This window comes from Vibrio sp. FF145, from assembly GCF_041439075.1.
Lineage (GTDB): Bacteria > Pseudomonadota > Gammaproteobacteria > Enterobacterales > Vibrionaceae > Vibrio > Vibrio tasmaniensis_A.
This window is the reverse complement of record NZ_JBGONH010000008.1, coordinates 38785-57084: the sequence shown is the minus strand read 5'-3', so window position 1 is coordinate 57084 and position 18300 is coordinate 38785. Positions and strand designations below refer to the sequence as shown.

Here is an 18300-nt window from a genome sequence, read left to right as displayed (position 1 = left end):
CATCAATACGAAGCAACATGATTTGATTTTAGCCGTATCGCTTTATATTTACACAATCAGTATGCCCTTAGCCAAACACAACAAGGTGGCGGGTAGGGAAACTGCTTAATCAAAACAAAGCTGAGGAGTTAAAGCGTAAAGATGAACTCGAAAATGAGAAGCATCAGGCGAGGGTACGTCGATTACAAAATGGCGAAGAGCAGGCCAATAACCTTGATGACATCAGCATTCGAGATAGGGGATTTAAGGATGAATTCATCCTGTTAGTCGTCTTTGTACCACTCATCTTGTCTTTCATTCCCAATTACGCGCCATATGTCGAACAAGGGTTCAATGCACTGCAAGCATCCCTAACCCTTATTGGTTTGTGGTAGGTGCTGTCGTTGTCGATACGATTGGGATGCGCGCCATGGTGCGATACCTACTTGAATACTACGCATCTCGATGGAAAACGCAGTAATGGCGTACCTCGATGCGTTAATCATCGCTCTTATTACAGGTGGAGTCTCAAGCCTTGGTACGATTGCGGCTTTGAAAACTGACATCAACTGGATAAAGCGAGTGCAGCAAGACCAAGAGCAACGGATACGAAAATTGGAGGATCCCAATGGTTAAGAAAGGTTATAAGTGCAAATGTTAAAAGCAAAACGACCAACTTAGAAAAGTTACACATTCAAAACGGGGGCATAGTGAGCGCCAAAACAACACGCGTAGCTCAAAACGCAATAGGATGCTGTGTTTCTAGTTGCACATTTGTAGAAAATAAATAAAATTGCCTTCTTTCAAATATTTATGACTTGTATGTTAAATCGATACTTATTCGCTGCAATTGTGTTTTTTGCATTCTGCGCACTATCTCTGGTTGCTTGGTTGTCCGATAGCAACGGCTTTTTTGTTTCAAGTTTAGTTCCTGAATTGATGGGGGTGTGCATTGAATTACTCATAATATTGTTTGTATTTGATGTGTGGCAAAAGGCGGACGAACAACAGAAAAAAATTAAAGTTGAGCGCCGTTTACGAGAGTTTTTGATTTTTTTTCTAAAGCATTCGTTTTCTACCTTCCCGCCTTCATGCCAACCCGGTAGGTTTTATGGTAGCGACCATGAACAAAACCAAAAAGCTCTTAATAACCTAATTGAAAATATTGAGAGAGACGGATTGGATGAAGAAGTAGTTCTTTCAGTTCAGTCATACTGCTTAAAAGAACGAGAAATCTTTAATAACCTTATTCCTGTTTCGTCAGACTTGGAAAATGACCACTTCAAGTCTTGGGTTCGCATTGCGTACTTTATGAATGCAATTGTGACCAACAGCGAAAAGACGAGCTACTCTGTTATAAAAATTCTCCAAAATATTCAGAGGTTTGATAAGGTTTCACATGATAAAAACCTTTACGTTGGCGCTGAGAAAGAGTACTAAACGATTGGGCTCTTGAAGACCATTCTCGAATGTATATTCGGTTAGTTTGACGTTGGATACTATTATTTTTGTTTACGATGGTAGTGTGTTTAGCTTTGATAAAGTAAAGAGGGCGTATGAGAGTTATTTTGCTAGGAGCCGGAGCTTCTAAGGCATATTCGGATTCCCCTACTGGCGTAAGAATGCCCATTGCATGTGACTTTTTTGATACTTTTGACAAACTTAAAATATCAGAAAATCCATGGGCACTACAGGATGGAGTTCTTGGGTTCATACAACGTGTGTATGATAAAGAGCCATATCAATATCTGCGTTCAGGAATAGATATCGAAGATTTCCATTCTGATATTGAAGATAAGCTCAAAGAGTCAATTGAAAAAGCGGGAAAAGGTCCAGATGAATATCTGAAATTTTTGAACCATAAAGCTTTCAATCAACTCATATATATTTTTGCTTCTGTTATAAACGAAATTCAAAACGGTCCTGTATCGAAACCTCATACTGCACTAGCTAAGTTACTTAACCCTGACGATGTTGTTATTACGTTTAACTGGGACACATTAATGGATCGCGCATTGAGGCAAGAACAAAACTGGTCTACTGATAATGGTTATGGGTTCGAAGCTCATAAAATTTATAGAAACCAGTGGGTGAAACCTGAAATGGAAGTCAATGTTAGGGCTCCGAGATTAATAAAACTGCATGGGTCTACGAACTGGTTAACATCACAGCAAGTATTTCATGGTGACGATGTAGTTTTCACACATACTTCCTCACCTGATGATGTATGGATCTATGAGTCCACAATAGATCCATATGAGTGTCACGCTGGACGGTATATGGAAGGCTACACTGACTTTTCTTACGGTTACTATCCAGTAAATTTAGATGGTGATGGAATTTCGCCTCCTGACGGGTACGTATTAGCGAAAGTGACGCCAAAATCCCCTTGGATGCCTGAAGGCTTGTCAGGGAAAAAAGGTTTGGTTTCGATTCCACTTATAGTTCCTCCAGTCAAAGAAAAAAAATATGATGCATATGGTGATTTATTTCATATGCTTTGGGGCGATGCTCTTCAAGCTCTAATTGAAGCTGACGAAATTGTGATTATTGGCTATTCATTTCCTCGGACTGATTTACGTAGTAACAAATTATTTATAGATGCTTTTATGGCTAGAGACACAATGCCAAAGTTGAAGATACTAGACCCTTTCCCCGAAAAAATAGCAGACAAATTTAAATATGAATTGGGTATTATTGATTCGAAAATATTTGTATGTAAAGAGTATTTTGATGAAAAATTCGACTTAGTAAATTTCCTTGATAAATGAGTTGATGTTATTTTTAATGAATCTCGACATTTAGTAACCATATGACTTTAGTCTGTTTGATAATGAGTCGTATGTTAAACTTTATTAAAATAAAATATTGAATCCGATGTTAGTTGAAGAAAAATATATTAAATCTATTGCTATGTATTTGGGAAGCTTGTCTCAATATATTGAAACACTTTCGTCTATAAATCTACATGATGGTTCAGTCGTAAGTGAAAATTTGTGTGCTAGGTTAATGAACCTTGTTTATGGCTTCGAACTTGATAACTCTAATTTATTGAAGAAGAATGCAGAGGTTATAGATTTATATGACCATAAAAATCAAGTTTCTGTTCAAGTGACCTCAAATCGTAAGTTACCAAAAGTTCGTGGATGTCTAGAGAAGTTTATAGAAAAAGAATTTGATAAAGAATACCACGAACTTTATGTGTATATATTGACGACTAAGCAAAAAGCTTACAAGCTAGATAATGTAGTAAAAGGCGATTTTAGCTTTGATAAAAGCATTCATATCATCGACAGGAATACAATTATAACAAGGGTGCAAAGCCTAAAACTTCCAAAACAAAAAGAAGTTTTGGAACTTCTTAAGTCTGCTATAGAACTACCCAACGACTCAGTGGTTGCTTCTAACGAGGTAGGAACCATTATTAACTTAGTTACAATTATTAGCGATAAAGTGGCAAATTCAACTTTTGACACAAAAACTGAGATTGACCCAGAGGAAAAAATTTCTAAGAGATTTAGAGATGATGCTATCATCATTGATAATCAATACTTCCATCTATGTTGTGAGTACGCTCCGATATTAGCGGAGGTAGAAGGAAGTGACTATTACGATGGAGTTAAAAACTCTAAAGTAGCATTATATTTGAAAGATAAAAGCACAGAAATTTTAATAAAAAGTAAATTTGATGCTATGAAAGCCTTGGAAGAACTCGTTGTTTATGTCGAAAACTTGTTCAAGAGTCATGGTGTTGACTATAATGTCACAGCAATAAAATATTTTGTTTTAAAGCACTTGACAGAATGTAACGTTTTTCCTTTGTTAAGGGGTGAAGAAGTAAGTGTATAAATTAATTGAAACCTCTGAAGCTATAGAGTTCTCTTTACCTATAATTGGTGCTAGTGTGCTATCTATATTGATTGATAATGATGGCAAAATGAGTATATTAAAATTACTTGAAATAGTTAATAAGTTACATCCAAAGTTTGGAGGTAATAGAATAAATCAATCTCTTGTATTTCTTTACACAATATCTGTAATTGAATTTAAAGAACCTTACATTGAGGTTGTGAAATGATAATTACTAAATTGTATTCATCTAATGATGGGTTTTTCGAACCTATAGAGTTCGAGAATGGATTCAATATAATTCTGGGTGAGCGAAGTGACGGATCCGAAAAAAGAAACGGTGTAGGTAAGTCTATTTCTATAGAGTTCATAAATTTTTGTTTACTCAAGGATGTTGAAAAATCACGATTAAAATATCTTCCTAAATCTGTCATTTCAAATAGTGCACCGATTTTCTTAGAACTAGAACTTGAAGGAAAAATCCTAAAAATTCGCAGAGATTTAAAGAACCCAGGGGAAGTGGTTATATATGATGGAGTTTATTGCTTTCCTCTAAACGTTGATGAAGCAAAAGAATACTTATTAAGCAAGCTAAATATTAACAATAATATATATAACTCGTTTAGGAGTCTAATAAATCCGATAACTAGAGACGAACGATGTGAATTTAAATCAATTCCTGGTTTTTTTGATACAAATATAAAAGTCCCTCTTGATTATACGCCACATTTTTTATACTTAGGTTTGGATAACGAGTCGTTAAACAATGCGATGCAGATTAAGGGGGATATTAATTCTGAAGACAGCCAGAAAAGAAAGGTCACCAACCAAGTAGAAGCTCTTCTAGGTAAAAGCATTAAAGAGTCACGGTCTGAATATAACAAGTTAAAAGAAGAACGAGACATATTAAAGAAAATTGTTGATAAAGGCGACTGCACAGCCTTTGATCTATTGGATGATGAATATCAAAGTATCGAGGCTGAACTTCGAGAAATTCGAATCAAGCTATCTTCGTTTAGAGTTCAAGTTTTGCAAGCCAAACAAATCGTAACGGAAGATAGTGTTGATGCTGAAAGCGTTAGAGTTATCTATGAAAAAGTAAGAAGCGGGCTAGGGGACGAAATTCATAGAAGTGTAGAAGAAGTTCTAAAATTTAAAAATAAAATCAACAAATACACTAACAATGTTGTAGTTAAAAAGGTCAAATCTATAAACCAAGATGTTAGAAAGTTAAAAGAAAGAAGAGACTTTTTAATTTCTGAAAGAGATAAGTTTGACTATGGTTCTCATGATGGCAATTTTGAATATGACTTTAAAGAAGCGATAAGTAAGTTAGCTATAAAAGATGAATTGGTGAGCGGACTAAACGCTTACTTAAAAAAGATTGATGCATTAGATACTAGAATAAAAAGTAAAAAAATCGATCTAGATAGCGAAAAACTCGATATTGAACTTTTGATTAGCGAAAGTGAATCTATTCTTAACTCTTTTGAAAGTAAAGTTTTGAAAGCTCATCATGCTATATTTGATGACTATTCTTCTTCATTTAAAATCAATGTTAATAACCGAAAAGAGATTGTAGATTTCGATTTGAGAATAAAAGAAGACGGTGGTCATAGTAATGAAAGAGCTAAGGTTTTTATTTATGACTTTTCATTGTTAACACACGATAAAGCTTACTCCAATCATCCAGGGTTTCTTATTCATGATAATATCTTTGATAACGACAACGATACTTTGGAAAAAACTTTGAATTTTGTCTATGACTCTCTACTAAGTGTTGTTTCCGATACTCAATACATATTGACCTTAAACAGCGACAAATTGATTGGGTTAGACTTGGACTTTTCAGTTTGCGACTACGTCAGAGCCAGTTTTACGAAAGATGATAAATTTCTTAAGCAAGACTATAAAGAAGACAAATAAAAACCTATTTGTTTTGCAAGTACGCTGATTGATGTGGAGAGCAAGCAAAGTTAATGTTTACAAGAGTTGTACCTAGTTTTATTTGATTTGGTAGGCACCCAAGGTTTCGCGGGCATACGGCGAGCGCCACGAAACGGTAATGGATGTTCTTTAGGTGGGTAAAACTTTGGGGAATCAATTCGACCGTGGCGTTCGACGAGCTGACGATGTTCGTCGCGCCAATACGCAAAACTGAGCAATTCTTTCGGATTAAACTCGCGTCGTTCAGGCGTGATCAAGGTGGCACGATCATAGTGCACCTTAAATCCATTCCAACGATGGTCTAAAGGCAAATAACCGCGAGCGTGGATGTTCATCAATTTTTCGGCCATCGGGTTCACATGGACTTCACCTGAGAGCCAACGCTGGACCGTGATCGGTTGAACATGAAAAAAGGCTGCGGCGTCGTGGATATCATCAAAGTGATGATGCACGAGATCCGCAAAGTGTGGCGTGAGCATGTGATCTCCTTCAAAAATTAAGGCAAGGGCGCAAAGTTTTTTTCCTCCTCATAAGGTGTGTTTGTAGTAGAAAGTCTCTGGAAACGGCGGCACGTCAGCGCAAAAAACAGAGACACGAAAACCAAGTATAGCCAACAATATTGAACGCAACGTGCATAAACGTGCATAAACGTGCAGCCAAAATCCATAAAACCAACAACATTAAGGACTTAATTCGACGTTGTGTGCAAAATCCGTAAGGGCTAAAGCACTGAAACTCCTCAGATTTCACGTACAATCACTGCGTATTATGTGTATTATGGTAAATTAGGTTTGATATTTATAAGGCAGGTACCTTTATGTGATGCCCTGCCTCTTGTTTGACTACCAAACTGACGTTCCATTTAACAGTAAGTCTATTTACCATAAAATACCTAATAAACATATTTCCTAATCTTCGATTAAGAATACGTTTATTAGACTTCAAGCATTAACCTATCAATTGCTTCAATGATCTCTTTGGTTCTTACAGGTTTGGTAATGAAATCATTCATACCGACATCTAAACAAGAAAATTTATCTTCTACTGATGTGTGTGCCGTTAGCGCGACGATTGGTGTTTTGATGTTTGCGTCTCTCATGTATTTGGTTGTGGTTATTCCGTCCATAACTGGCATCGACACATCCATCAAGATAATGTCTATCGGGTCATTACCTCTTTCTACAAAGCCAATGGCTTCTTCACCGTTGCTTGCGATGAAAACTTCATGGCCTTGCCGCGTAAGGATCAATTGAATCACCATCTGATTGGTTGGGTTGTCTTCAACAACTAACACTGAATAACGGGTTCTGGGAACTTGCGAGTATTTATCTTCTGCAGCATGATCTTGATTGTTCGTAACTCTCGTTAGAACTGGTAACCGCACTTCAAATTTCGAGCCTTTTCCTGGCTCACTCTCGACCGATATACGCCCGCGCATCAGTTCTACTAGTCGTTTTGTTATTGCTAAACCTAAGCCGGTGCCACCAAATCTACGTGTGATTGTGCTATCGGCTTGCACGAACGGACTGAATAATGACGAAAGTTGCTGTGAGCTGATGCCAATTCCGGTGTCTTCTACGCTAATACGGAATGAACTGTGCTGGTATGTAATAGAAACATGTACATGCCCGTGTTCAGTGAACTTTATTGCGTTACCAATGAGATTAAAAAGGATCTGTGCTAAGCGACTTGGGTCGATGTAATGTAGTTCACCTTCTGGAATGTCGCTAGTTAGGGTTAACGACAACCCTTTATCGTCTGCTATCTTCTTTTGTTCAGATAAAACAAAAGTTACAGTGTCTCTTGCATTGCTCCATTGAGGAGCCAACGAGAAGCATCCAGATTCAATCTTTGAAAAGTCCAATACATCACTGATGATCGCCAATAGGAGTTCAGATGATGTACTCATATTTAACAATATAGACTGTTGTTCATCATTCAGCGGTGTGGACTTTAGCGTGTCGATTAAGCCTATGGTTGCGTTTAGCGGCGTTCTTAACTCATGACTCATCATTGCTAAGAATTCAGATTTGGCTTTGTTGGCTCTTTCTGCGTCTTTTCTTGCTGCTACGAGTTCTGCTGTACGTTCTCGGACTGTCGCTTCAAGTTTTTCTTTGTTTTCAATATCGAAAACAGCACGCTCAATCAGCGGTCGAAATCGGTTTAGAGTGGCTTTGGTTTCAATACTAAAGTGTTTGGTATTGGAATGGATAAAGATGATAACGGATTGTGTTAGCCCGCTATCAATACCAGTAATCAGTACGGAGTTAATTTGGTCTAGGATAATGGGATGCAAAGTGCTGAATTCACCCAGAGATTTGGGTTCAAAAAGAATGGCACATTCTCCATTAATGACTCGCGATAGCTTGCCACAATCTGTCCAATTCATTTGTTCGAATACTTTGTTATTGGTTAACAGGGTTTTGAAACTACCTTCATTCCCTACTCTTGATACCACAATAAAATCATCAAACTTTATGTATTTTTTGAGTGCGAATTCGAGACTAGAAAATATTTCAGATATGTTACTCGCCTTACTGATCGCAGAGATAGTCGATAGGATCACCCTATTCTCTTCAGCTAATTTACGTTCACGGACCTTTAGTTTTTGGAGTTCAATACGAGCTTCTTGCAGCGCTTCCTGGTCTTCAGTATCCATTACTTTTTCAGCCTATAAAACGTTGCAGACGATACCATCAAATTTCCGTGCGCATTCTCACCACCAGAGAGTCTGCCTTGCTCACCAAACGTAAATGGACATATGTATGGAAGCCCACCAAGTGCGTGATTGATTTGGTCACAAACCTCATCCATATCTTGTTTTAGGTGCAGCATTGGTCCTGCACAGAATATGTTGATCGCCCCTAATTTTTCTTCAAGATCCATATCATTATAGTAAGACGAATGAATGATGTTAGCGGCACGGCTGATAAGTTGTTGCTTAGAGCCTTGCATCAAATAGATGGTGTCACCTTCATTGATATCAGTGAACAACTCGATACCGTTACACTCAGTTTCTCTGATCGAATGCGACAACTTGAAATATGGGTAGTCGTAAGAAGAACCGACCTTTCGACCTAATGGATAAACTGTCGACTTTTCAAAAATATACCCATCATCACTGCCACCTAAATGAAAATTAGTCCATTCATTATAAACGGTGGTCGCAGGCCTATGGTCGATCTCTAACAATATTCGATTTCTTACTTTGGTGACGGTGCCTGAATACTGAGTGGGTGTATGACCGGCGCTAAAAGATGAATAGATGGATTGTGACGCAAAAAACACCGTTAAAGAGACGCCATTAATAGCAAGAGCTTCTTCGGTAAAGATACTCCAATTTCCAGACACTTGATTGTCTGCTGCGCTTCCACCAATAATCGGCACCTCTGTGCCAAATTTGTTATCGATGGCCGCCATCACCTTCTCTTCATTTCCTGGGGTGGAATGGAGCAAGATAAGATCGGGTATTTCACCTTCTCGGTTGGCGTTCTTTAATGCTTTATCGATGGCGCTGAATGTACTACGGTCTATGGAATCGCCAAAGTGACTGATGCCGGTACCGTAGGCATTGATCCCGGAATCATAGATGATGAGTATCCCAATCACAGGGCCTGAATGGAACCCTGTTTCGGTCATAATACCGTGACAAGTGGTGCAGCCATGTATTGGTGTATTCGGGAGCGCATCTACCAAATATCTCTGCACAGCAAGTGTGGAGTACTCTTCGGTGCAGTAGCAGATAAGACAGGCAATATCGTCAGGGTTTGCCACCCCACTGAGCAGCTCATCTACTGCGATTTTATCGTCTAGGGAATAAGAGACTTTTGATAGAAATTTCATAGATCTCGGAAGATTTTATTAATGCTCTCTTTATAACACTTTTATACAATCTATTTCACTGACTTAGTACATATTTCTATCAAAAGAATTGAGGCGAGACTAACTTGTTACTGTGTTATTCCTTAGAAAGGTTTACAGAAAGTGTAGCTATCTGTTGTGGAAATGTAACCGTTATTGAGGAGTTCTGAGCGTTCGTTCGTAACAGCCAAATTGATGCCCCTTTTTCTTCTAGAGTTCCGCTCTCATTATAGTTAATGATAAATTTACCAGTTTTAGATGTTTCGATCGAATACCCTAGGTTATCACCTGAAATTAAAACATTATGTTTATCAATAGTAATTTGGCAAGGTTTAGAAATTATACAGTTTACTGTTTCGTTATTGTCGTATGTCACTGTTCTCCAAGTAAATGCAGCTATTAAAATAACCAACATGACGATAATTTGAACAAGCCTGCCTTTTGTTAGCTTTTGTGCCGCCATTATAATCTTTACTCCTTGTTACAAAGTTCAAAGTTTTTAAATAAAAATCCAATTCCAGACCAAGCGTAAGGTTACTACTCTGTCATTGATTTGTTAATTCAAGTATAGTGTCACGTTGAAAATGCCACTTTTTTTTAAAATCAGCAAGTGGAAATAAAGCTCTGAATAGGCTGAATTTCCTTTTCTAATTTGGGTGGCATTACGACGTGAGTCGTGTTGGAAGTAAAGTGTAGTAAATAAGAAATTGGAAGCATGCAAATGAGCCAAGAAAAGCAGCTTGAACAAAACTACAACTATACGGTCGTCCGTCAATTTACCCTCGTTACAATTTTGTGGGGTATTGTCGGTATGGGCGTTGGTGTTTTGATTGCCGCTCAATTAGTTTGGCCACAGCTAAACTTTGATACGCCGTGGCTGACGTACAGTCGTTTACGTCCCCTGCATACTAATGCGGTTATTTTTGCGTTCGGTACAAGTGCGCTGTTTGCAACATCATATTATGTTGTGCAACGTACCTGTCAGACGCGTCTCTTTGGTGGCCCTCTCGTAGCCTTTACCTTTTGGGGTTGGCAAGCGATTATCCTGTCCGCTGCAATTACTTTACCGTTAGGTTTAACCTCTGGTAAAGAATACGCAGAACTTGAATGGCCAATCGATATTGCTATTACGCTTGTGTGGGTAGCTTATGCGGTCGTGTTCTTCGGAACCATGATTAAACGTAAGACATCGCACATTTATGTAGCTAACTGGTTCTTCGGAGCCTTCATCATCACGGTTGCCGTGTTGCACATCGTTAACAGCCTGGCTGTTCCTGTATCTGCGTTTAAATCGTACTCGATTTATTCCGGAGCGATCGATGCAATGGTGCAATGGTGGTACGGACACAATGCGGTAGGCTTCCTATTGACAGCTGGTTTCCTAGGTATGATGTATTACTTCGTTCCTAAACAAGCTGGTCGCCCTGTTTACTCTTACCGTTTGTCGATTGTTCACTTCTGGGCTCTTGTGTCTCTGTATATTTGGGCTGGTCCTCACCACCTACACTACACAGCACTTCCAGACTGGACTCAGTCTCTAGGTATGGTTATGTCTTTGGTTCTGTTTGCTCCATCTTGGGGTGGCATGATCAACGGTATTATGACTCTATCTGGTGCGTGGCATAAGCTACGCTACGACCCTATCCTACGTTTCCTAATCGTTTCTCTATCATTCTACGGCATGTCGACTTTCGAAGGCCCAATGATGGCAATCAAAACGGTTAACGCACTATCTCACTACACGGACTGGACTATCGGTCACGTTCACTCTGGTGCGCTAGGTTGGGTAGCGATGGTTTCTATCGGTTCGGTTTACCACTTAGTTCCTAAACTATTTGGTCAAGAGCGTATGTACTCTGTATCTCTAATCAATGTTCACTTCTGGTTAGCAACGATTGGTACGGTTTTCTACATTGTTGCAATGTGGATCTCTGGTGTGATGCAAGGTCTTATGTGGCGTGCAGTTAACTCTGACGGTACATTAACTTACAGCTTCGTTGAATCTGTAGAAGCATCTTACCCGTTCTACTTTGTACGCTTCTTAGGGGGCTTCATCTTCCTATCTGGTATGTTCTTAATGGCATACAACACGTACAAAACTGTTTCTGCACCTAAAGATAGCCTTAAAGCTATCCCTCAACCGGCTTAAGGAGATTTAGAATGAGCTCAAATTCAAATAATCGCCATGAGTTGGTAGAGAAGAACGTTGGCCTACTGGCGATCTTGATCGTTATTGCTATCAGTTTTGGTGCTTTAGTAGAAATTACCCCTCTTATTTTCCAAAAGCAGACGACTGAACCTGTAGAAAACCTACGCGTCTACTCTGCTCTGGAAATGGAAGGTCGTGATATTTATATCCGCGAAGGTTGTAACGTATGTCACAGCCAAATGATTCGTCCTTTCCGCTCTGAAACTGAACGTTACGGTCACTACTCTGTAGCGGGCGAAAGCGTTTGGGAACACCCATTCCTATGGGGTTCTAAGCGTACTGGTCCAGATCTAGCGCGTGTTGGTGATCGTTACTCTGATGAGTGGCACCGTGTTCATCTTATCGACCCTCGTGAACTTGTTCCTGAATCAAACATGCCTGGTTTCCCATGGCTTGCTGATAATGTACTTGATGGCAAATTGACTCAACAGAAGCTTGAACTCTTCCGTAATCAATTTGGTGTTCCTTACACAGACGAACAAATTGCTAACGCTAAACAAGATGTTGAAGGAAAAACAGAGATGGATGCAATCATCGCTTACCTTCAATCGCTTGGCCACGCAATGAAATAAGGAATAATTATGGACATTATTACATTTCAAAGTGTTTGGACTGTTACTGTTTTTGCTTGCTTCATCGGCATCGTTTGGTGGGCATACGGCAAGAATCGTAAATCACGTTTCGACGAAGATGCGAACCTAGTGTTTGCAGACGACGAGCCGGCAACAAGTTCTAAAAATCAAGGAGTGACAAAGTAATGAGTACATTCTGGAGTATCTGGGTTAGTGCGATTACGATTGGTACCCTAATTGGTTGTGCTGTCTTGCTTCGTTGGTGTTTTAAAGATCGAACTGGCGTAGAAGAAGGTCATGATATGGGCCATGAATACGATGGTATTCGTGAGCTTAATAACCCACTACCAAAATGGTGGACATACCTTTTCATCAGTACGATTGTGTTTGCAGCGGTTTACCTTGCTCTTTACCCTGGCCTTGGCAATTTTAAAGGTCTACTAGGGTGGACAAGTTCAAACCAAGAAGTTCGTAGTATTGAAGAGTCTCGCTCTTCGATTGCTGCGGCTCAAGCGAACAAGCAGTTAGACGAGTACGCGAAAGAGCTTGATGACGCCAACACCTATTTTGGTGAAGCATTCAAAAAGCTAGCTCACGACGAAAATGGTTTACGTTCTGTCCCTGACATTGCATCAGATGCTGACGCAATTAAAGTGGGCCAACGTTTATTCTTGCAAAACTGTTCTCAGTGTCACGGCTCTGATGCTCGTGGTCAAAAAGGTTTTCCTAACCTAACTGATGACGCATGGCTATATGGTGGTGAACCACAAGCTATCGTGACAACAATCATGCATGGTCGTGTTGGCCAAATGCCTGGCTGGAAAGATGCACTTGGTGAGCAAGGCGTTAAAGAAGTGGTTAGCTACACGCTTAGCCTTTCTGGACGTAGTGTGAATGCTCGTGAAGCTGAAGCTGGTAAAGCACGCTTTGTTGTATGTGCTGCATGTCACGGTACAGATGGTAAGGGTAACCCTGCTGTAGGTGCACCTGACCTGACCGACCGCGACTGGTTGTTTGGCGACTCTCGCGCTGCTGTGACGGAAACAGTAATGTACGGACGCTCTGGCGTTATGCCTGCTTGGAAAGACATTCTAGGCGAGGATAAAGTACAACTGATTTCATCATACGTGTGGAGCTTAAGCAACTCGGATAATAAGTAACATTTCAATAACAGCCTCTTTCTAAGAGGCTGTCTTTCCTTTATTTTATAACCCCTTCTTTTTATTCTTTTTTGAGATCTTTTTTATGGTAAAGCCTTGGTATAAACAGTTTTGGCCGTGGTTCTTAATCGCGTTGCCAGCGACAGTAGTTATTTGGACCATCATGACGGTTATTGTGTTCACACAGAACTCTGTAGACCTAGTGACTGAGGATTACTATAAAAAAGGAAAAGGCATTAATGTCGACATTTCAAAAGTAAATATTGCAAAGGAACTCGGCCTTTCAGCTTCAGTTAACGAGAAAGGTAACTCAGTTATCATTACTCTTGAGAAAGGTAAACTCGATCACTTCCCTGCGATTAACGCAATGTTTGTTCACAGAACACTGCCTGACCGCGATTTTACTCAACTACTGACAGCGGATGCGAAAGGCAACTACACCATGACTTTGGATCACGAAATGCAAGGACCATGGTTTATTGAGCTTTCTCCGCATGATTCTGAATGGTTAGTGCAAGGTCGCATGAACTTCCCTATTGATACTCCTACTCAACTAACGAATTAAAGCTTATGTGTGAATCCTGTTATCACTGCGGTGAAGATGTACCAGCGGAAACGGATTTTAAAGTAGAAATTTTAGGATCGGTTCGTCCGATGTGTTGTCCGGGTTGCGAAACCGTAGCCCAGACAATCATAGATAGCGGTTTGGTCTCTTATTACCAATACCGTACTGCTCCGGCTGAAAAAGCCGATCTGGTGCCAGAGCAACTTCTGGCTCTCAGTCACTATGACAATGAAGATGTTCAATTGGAGTTCGTCCGTAACTCCGAAAACATCTCTGAGGTGACATTGTCACTAGATGGTGTCTCTTGTGCGGCTTGTGCTTGGCTTATTGAGAAGCAAGTTTCTTCAAAGCTTGGCGTTGTGAGTATTCGTGTTAATACCACGACTAACCGTGCCCTGCTTAGCTGGGACAACACTCAGGCCAAACTGAGCGAGTTGCTATCCGCGATTCATAGGTTGGGCTACAAAGCCGCACCATTCGAGGCTGACCAACAAGAAGCTGCTTATCATCGTTCGATGAAAAACTACCTTTATCGTCTTGGTGTCGCGGGTTTAGCGACCATGCAAGTTATGATGCTAGCCGTGGCGCTTTATCTCGAAGTTTTTGGCAGCCTTGAGCCGCAATTCAAAAGCTACTTTCGTTGGGTGAGTTTGATCTTCGCAACGCCTGTACTGCTCTACTCTGCATTACCGTTCTATATTAACGCTTGGCGTAGTATTAAAGGCCTAACCTTGGGCATGGATGTTCCTGTGTCGATCGCTCTATTGTTTGCCTATGTTGCGAGTTTAGTGGCAACGGTGACAGAGCAAGGCGAAGTGTTCTTTGAATCTATCTCGATGTTCACCTTCTTCTTGTTGCTTGGTCGTTTCCTTGAGATGCGCGCGCGTCGTAAAGCAGCAGCCGCGAGTGGTAACCTGCTTAAGTTGGTTCCTGCGATGGCGACAACTTTAGACGGTGAGCAAGTTCCGGTAAAAACCTTGAAGGTTGGCGATCAGATTCGGGTTCTACCCGGTGAGCATATCCCTGCGGATGGTAAAGTACTGTCTGGTAGAGTTCATATTGATGAATCGATGCTGACTGGCGAATCGATTCATGTGGTTAAGAATGAAGGCGATACCGTCTTTGCTGGTACATTGAATGGTGATGAATCGTTTGAATTGGAAGTGATGACGTCTAAAGCGGATTCCGTGATTTCCAATATCGTTCGCCTTCAGGATGAAGCGCAACTGTCTAAGCCTCGCATCGCAGAGATTGCCGATGTGGTTGCTCGATACTTTGTTGCTGTGATTCTGGTTATCTCGTTCGGCACTTGGTTTTACTGGCACCAAACACGTCCAGAAGATGCTTTCTGGATTATGCTCTCGGTACTTGTTGCGACATGTCCTTGTGCTCTATCGCTTGCAACACCGACAGCCATCACCTGCTCAACTTCTCGTATGGGTAATTTCGGTATCTTGCTGCGCAAAGGCCATGTGTTTGAAACTTTGTGCAAAGTGAATCACTTGATCATAGATAAAACAGGCACGTTGACCGAGGGTGATATTCGTATCAGCCAAGTTGAAACCTTCGCAGAACTTGATAAAGACACCTGTTTGAAAGTAGCGGCGAGCCTAGAGCAACATGCTAACCACCCTATCGCGAAAGCGTTCAAGACTCATCTTTCTGATGATATCGAAGTAGAGTCTGTCAATAACGTAATTGGCTCTGGTATCACTGGTGAGTGGAATGGACAAGAAGTCGCTATCGGCAGCAGTGAATTCATTCTTGGTGATGCACAAACATCGGAAAGCAATGGTATTTACTTGTCGATGTCTGGTCGACATACCGCAACATTCACTTATGAAGACCCGATTCGTAAAGAAAGTATTGAGTTCATTAAGCAATTCAAAGAAGCGGGAATCAAAACCACGCTGCTGACTGGCGATTCTTTGATTAACGCGAAACCTGTTGCTGAAGAGATCGGCATTACTGACATTGTTGCTAACGCGAAGCCGGAAGATAAACTGGCTTATTTAAACTCTAGAGACGCTAGTGACATCACCATGATGGTTGGTGACGGTATTAACGATGCGCCTATTCTGGCGGGTGCTCACCTTTCTGTCGCAATGGGCGGCGGTACCGACGTGGCGAAAGCCTCAGCGGATATGGTGTTATTGGGTGACAAACTCGATAGATTACTTAAATCACGAACATTAGCGCTTAAAACGCGTAAGATAATCCGTGAAAACTTAGCGTGGTCGTTGGGGTATAACTTACTTATTCTTCCATTGGCTGTTGCTGGTTTGGTTGCTCCATACATTGCCGTTGTTGGCATGTCTGCTAGCTCTATTATTGTTGTGTCTAACTCGTTAAGGCTTTTAAAAGAGCAAGGTAAATAATGGAAAGTTTATACATACTTATTCCAATTGCGATCGTACTTGTGTGCATCGCTGTCGGTATATTTCTGTGGGCAGTTAAGAGTGAGCAGTTTGAAGACCTTGAGCGTCAAGGCCACAACATTCTGTTTGATGAAGACACTAATGCTCTTCACCATTCTGATAGTAAACCTGTTAAGAACGAGAAAGCTAACGTAGAAAGCCAAACTAACTTAGACAAAAAGAACGATGACGCCTGATTGGATCGGAGCCTTTGTTGTTGGGTTGATCGGCGCAGGTCACTGCATGGGAATGTGTGGTGGCATTGCGTCGCTTCTTTCAATTGGAAACAGTAAACCTTCCCCTGTCATTCCCCTGCTTTATAACCTAGGACGCTTGCTAAGCTATGCCGTGATTGGCGGTGTGATTGGCGGTGCAATTTCTTCTATAGGTCAGCTAAGCGATTTTAACGCTCTGCTAGGTTGGCTGCGATTATTTGCTGCTGGCTTTATGATCGTCTTAGGTTTGTATATTGGCAAATGGTGGTTCGGCTTGTTGTTTTTTGAAAAAGTCGGACAAAAACTATGGCGCTATATCTCTCCTGTCGGTAAATCATTTCTACCATTGAAGCATCCTAGTCACGCTCTACCATTTGGTTTCATTTGGGGGTGGTTACCATGTGGCCTTGTTTATTCTATGCTTACATGGGCGGCCGTATCAGGAAGTTGGTATAACGGAGCGGGTATCATGCTTGCTTTCGGTTTAGGAACCCTCCCTGCGATGCTCACGGTTGGAATGGGGGCAAATTTCCTCAAAAAACTGCAACAAGCTGACTTATTTCGTCAGTTTGGTGCAATTTTAATCCTCATTTACGGCTTCTATACCGGTTATATGGCGCTACAGCTTATCATTTATACCGTATAGCGGCGTCTTTAATCCGGTTTTTTTACTACCCTTTAGGATTAAGGAATGCTAAAATATTGACGTATATCAAATAGTGAAAGATTGTTATGATTTCTGAAAAGCCTGTGACGAAACGTGTTCAGTCTGGTGGCTGTGCGATCCATTGCCAGGATTGTAGTATTAGCCAGCTCTGTATTCCGTTTACTTTGAATGAATCTGAACTCGATCAACTTGATCAGATCATTGAGAGAAAAAAGCCTATTCAAAAAGGCCAAGAGTTATTTAAAGCCGGTGACGAGCTTAAATCTCTATACGCTATTCGCTCTGGAACGATCAAGAGCTACACGATTACCGAGCAAGGTGATGAGCAGATTACTGCATTCCACCTAGCGGGCGATCTTGTTGGCTTCGATGCGATTACTGGTGACATGCACCCTAGTTTCGCACAAGCGTTAGAAACTTCTATGGTCTGTGAAATTCCATACGAAATTCTAGACGACCTATCAGGCAAAATGCCTAAATTGCGTCAGCAAATTATGCGTCTGATGAGTAATGAGATTAAAGGTGACCAAGAAATGATTCTGCTTCTTTCTAAGAAGAACGCGGAAGAGCGTCTTGCTGCATTCCTTTACAACCTTTCTACTCGTTTCTCTCAACGTGGCTTCAGCCCACGTGAGTTCCGCCTAACGATGACTCGTGGCGATATTGGTAACTACCTTGGTTTGACTGTTGAAACAATTAGCCGTCTTTTAGGTCGCTTCCAAAAAGCAGACATCTTGAGCGTTAAAGGCAAATATATCACTATCGAAGATCACGATGCGTTGATGGAACTTGCTGGCGTTTCAAAAGAATAGTCTAGATATCAATGATGTAGTTCAATAATGAGCTACATCATGTTTCT

At 40.7% G+C, this 18300-nt stretch carries 19 protein-coding genes and 1 pseudogene; 16 read left to right on the top strand and 4 right to left on the bottom strand.

Features of this window, described 5'->3' with window-relative positions; all coding sequences use genetic code 11:
• Positions 1 to 101: 101 nt before the first annotated feature.
• The 7 genes and pseudogenes from ACED42_RS05025 to ACED42_RS04995 all read left to right on the top strand — a co-directional run bounded on the left by ACED42_RS05025 (position 102) and on the right by ACED42_RS04995 (position 5754).
• Positions 102 to 460 (top strand): annotated as a pseudogene (locus ACED42_RS05025) (hypothetical protein).
• Positions 445 to 615 (top strand): hypothetical protein, encoded by a 171-nt coding sequence (locus ACED42_RS05020; RefSeq protein WP_371701729.1) that lies wholly within the window; start codon positions 445 to 447, stop codon positions 613 to 615. The pseudogene ACED42_RS05025 and the gene ACED42_RS05020 overlap by 16 nt, the downstream one beginning before the upstream one ends.
• A 186-nt stretch (positions 616 to 801) precedes the next feature.
• Positions 802 to 1419, top strand: coding sequence for a hypothetical protein (locus ACED42_RS05015; protein ID WP_207909964.1), 618 nt, complete (start codon positions 802 to 804; stop codon positions 1417 to 1419).
• 116 nt (positions 1420 to 1535) lie between these two features.
• Entirely contained in the window at positions 1536 to 2750 is a 1215-nt protein-coding gene (locus tag ACED42_RS05010; RefSeq protein WP_371701695.1) for a hypothetical protein, read from the top strand.
• 106 nt (positions 2751 to 2856) lie between these two features.
• Complete coding sequence (locus tag ACED42_RS05005; protein WP_048668547.1) at positions 2857 to 3828, top strand: SMEK domain-containing protein; 972 nt, start codon at positions 2857 to 2859, stop codon at positions 3826 to 3828.
• Positions 3821 to 4057, top strand: coding sequence for a hypothetical protein (locus ACED42_RS05000; protein ID WP_371701693.1), 237 nt, complete (start codon positions 3821 to 3823; stop codon positions 4055 to 4057). Before ACED42_RS05005 ends, ACED42_RS05000 begins: the two co-directional genes overlap by 8 nt.
• Positions 4054 to 5754: a DUF2326 domain-containing protein gene (locus ACED42_RS04995; protein WP_371701691.1), complete on the top strand. Its 1701-nt coding sequence runs from the start codon at positions 4054 to 4056 to the stop codon at positions 5752 to 5754. The genes ACED42_RS05000 and ACED42_RS04995 overlap by 4 nt, the downstream gene beginning before the upstream one ends.
• A 50-nt stretch (positions 5755 to 5804) precedes the next feature.
• Here ACED42_RS04995 and ACED42_RS04990 read toward each other — a convergent pair whose 3' ends face one another.
• The 4 genes from ACED42_RS04990 to ACED42_RS04975 all read right to left on the bottom strand — a co-directional run bounded on the left by ACED42_RS04990 (position 5805) and on the right by ACED42_RS04975 (position 10099).
• Positions 5805 to 6254, bottom strand: a complete 450-nt coding sequence (locus ACED42_RS04990; RefSeq protein ID WP_371701689.1) for a phage protein — start codon at positions 6252 to 6254, stop codon at positions 5805 to 5807.
• 455 nt (positions 6255 to 6709) lie between these two features.
• Positions 6710 to 8434 carry an ATP-binding protein gene (locus tag ACED42_RS04985; RefSeq protein WP_269336198.1) on the bottom strand — a complete coding sequence of 575 codons (1725 nt, stop codon included), beginning with the start codon at positions 8432 to 8434 and terminating at the stop codon, positions 6710 to 6712.
• On the bottom strand, positions 8434 to 9618 hold the full coding sequence (locus ACED42_RS04980; RefSeq protein WP_009846705.1) for an FIST signal transduction protein: 1185 nt from the start codon (positions 9616 to 9618) through the stop codon (positions 8434 to 8436). Before ACED42_RS04980 ends, ACED42_RS04985 begins: the two co-directional genes overlap by 1 nt.
• A gap of 115 nt (positions 9619 to 9733) precedes the next feature.
• Complete coding sequence (locus tag ACED42_RS04975) at positions 9734 to 10099, bottom strand: hypothetical protein (protein ID WP_371701686.1); 366 nt, start codon at positions 10097 to 10099, stop codon at positions 9734 to 9736.
• Positions 10100 to 10351: 252 nt separating this feature from the next.
• Between ACED42_RS04975 and ccoN the strand changes: the two genes are divergently transcribed.
• The 9 genes from ccoN (at position 10352) to ACED42_RS04930 (ending at position 18253) form a co-directional block, all read left to right on the top strand.
• Positions 10352 to 11785, top strand: coding sequence for a cytochrome-c oxidase, cbb3-type subunit I (gene ccoN / locus ACED42_RS04970; protein WP_009846707.1), 1434 nt, complete (start codon positions 10352 to 10354; stop codon positions 11783 to 11785).
• Positions 11786 to 11796: 11 nt separating this feature from the next.
• Positions 11797 to 12417: a cytochrome-c oxidase, cbb3-type subunit II gene (gene ccoO / locus ACED42_RS04965; protein ID WP_371701685.1), complete on the top strand. Its 621-nt coding sequence runs from the start codon at positions 11797 to 11799 to the stop codon at positions 12415 to 12417.
• A 9-nt stretch (positions 12418 to 12426) separates the two neighbouring features.
• Positions 12427 to 12603: a CcoQ/FixQ family Cbb3-type cytochrome c oxidase assembly chaperone gene (locus tag ACED42_RS04960; RefSeq protein ID WP_009846708.1), complete on the top strand. Its 177-nt coding sequence runs from the start codon at positions 12427 to 12429 to the stop codon at positions 12601 to 12603.
• Positions 12603 to 13577, top strand: a complete 975-nt coding sequence (gene ccoP, locus ACED42_RS04955) for a cytochrome-c oxidase, cbb3-type subunit III (RefSeq protein WP_009846709.1) — start codon at positions 12603 to 12605, stop codon at positions 13575 to 13577. The genes ACED42_RS04960 and ccoP overlap by 1 nt, the downstream gene beginning before the upstream one ends.
• Before the next feature lie 85 nt (positions 13578 to 13662).
• The gene (locus ACED42_RS04950; RefSeq protein WP_009846710.1) at positions 13663 to 14142 is read left to right on the top strand and encodes a FixH family protein; all 480 of its coding nucleotides are present in this window, start codon (positions 13663 to 13665) and stop codon (positions 14140 to 14142) included.
• 5 nt (positions 14143 to 14147) lie between these two features.
• Entirely contained in the window at positions 14148 to 16520 is a 2373-nt protein-coding gene (locus ACED42_RS04945) for a heavy metal translocating P-type ATPase (RefSeq protein ID WP_371701683.1), read from the top strand.
• Positions 16520 to 16756, top strand: coding sequence for a cbb3-type cytochrome oxidase assembly protein CcoS (ccoS, locus tag ACED42_RS04940; protein ID WP_009846712.1), 237 nt, complete (start codon positions 16520 to 16522; stop codon positions 16754 to 16756). The genes ACED42_RS04945 and ccoS overlap by 1 nt, the downstream gene beginning before the upstream one ends.
• Entirely contained in the window at positions 16746 to 17420 is a 675-nt protein-coding gene (locus ACED42_RS04935; protein ID WP_009846713.1) for a sulfite exporter TauE/SafE family protein, read from the top strand. The genes ccoS and ACED42_RS04935 overlap by 11 nt, the downstream gene beginning before the upstream one ends.
• Positions 17421 to 17506: 86 nt before the next feature.
• The gene (locus tag ACED42_RS04930; RefSeq protein ID WP_009846714.1) at positions 17507 to 18253 is read left to right on the top strand and encodes an FNR family transcription factor; all 747 of its coding nucleotides are present in this window, start codon (positions 17507 to 17509) and stop codon (positions 18251 to 18253) included.
• Positions 18254 to 18300 lie beyond the last annotated feature (47 nt).

Bases quoted from the DNA above. Each gene is read 5' to 3' on its own strand.
- ACED42_RS04975 (WP_371701686.1), bottom strand. From the start codon at position 10,099: ATGGCGGCACAAAAGCTAACAAAAGGCAGGCTTGTTCAAATTATCGTC.
- ACED42_RS05005 (WP_048668547.1), top strand. From the start codon at position 2,857: ATGTTAGTTGAAGAAAAATATATTAAATCTATTGCTATGTATTTGGGA.
- ACED42_RS04995 (WP_371701691.1), top strand. From the start codon at position 4,054: ATGATAATTACTAAATTGTATTCATCTAATGATGGGTTTTTCGAACCT.
- ACED42_RS05010 (WP_371701695.1), top strand. From the start codon at position 1,536: ATGAGAGTTATTTTGCTAGGAGCCGGAGCTTCTAAGGCATATTCGGAT.
- ccoN (WP_009846707.1), top strand. From the start codon at position 10,352: ATGCAAATGAGCCAAGAAAAGCAGCTTGAACAAAACTACAACTATACG.
- ACED42_RS05020 (WP_371701729.1), top strand. From the start codon at position 445: ATGGAAAACGCAGTAATGGCGTACCTCGATGCGTTAATCATCGCTCTT.
- ACED42_RS04985 (WP_269336198.1), bottom strand. From the start codon at position 8,434: ATGGATACTGAAGACCAGGAAGCGCTGCAAGAAGCTCGTATTGAACTC.
- ACED42_RS04950 (WP_009846710.1), top strand. From the start codon at position 13,663: ATGGTAAAGCCTTGGTATAAACAGTTTTGGCCGTGGTTCTTAATCGCG.
- ACED42_RS04990 (WP_371701689.1), bottom strand. From the start codon at position 6,254: ATGCTCACGCCACACTTTGCGGATCTCGTGCATCATCACTTTGATGAT.
- ACED42_RS04980 (WP_009846705.1), bottom strand. From the start codon at position 9,618: ATGAAATTTCTATCAAAAGTCTCTTATTCCCTAGACGATAAAATCGCA.
- ccoP (WP_009846709.1), top strand. From the start codon at position 12,603: ATGAGTACATTCTGGAGTATCTGGGTTAGTGCGATTACGATTGGTACC.
- ccoS (WP_009846712.1), top strand. From the start codon at position 16,520: ATGGAAAGTTTATACATACTTATTCCAATTGCGATCGTACTTGTGTGC.
- ACED42_RS04945 (WP_371701683.1), top strand. From the start codon at position 14,148: ATGTGTGAATCCTGTTATCACTGCGGTGAAGATGTACCAGCGGAAACG.
- ACED42_RS05015 (WP_207909964.1), top strand. From the start codon at position 802: ATGTTAAATCGATACTTATTCGCTGCAATTGTGTTTTTTGCATTCTGC.
- ACED42_RS04960 (WP_009846708.1), top strand. From the start codon at position 12,427: ATGGACATTATTACATTTCAAAGTGTTTGGACTGTTACTGTTTTTGCT.
- ACED42_RS04930 (WP_009846714.1), top strand. From the start codon at position 17,507: ATGATTTCTGAAAAGCCTGTGACGAAACGTGTTCAGTCTGGTGGCTGT.
- ACED42_RS04935 (WP_009846713.1), top strand. From the start codon at position 16,746: ATGACGCCTGATTGGATCGGAGCCTTTGTTGTTGGGTTGATCGGCGCA.
- ccoO (WP_371701685.1), top strand. From the start codon at position 11,797: ATGAGCTCAAATTCAAATAATCGCCATGAGTTGGTAGAGAAGAACGTT.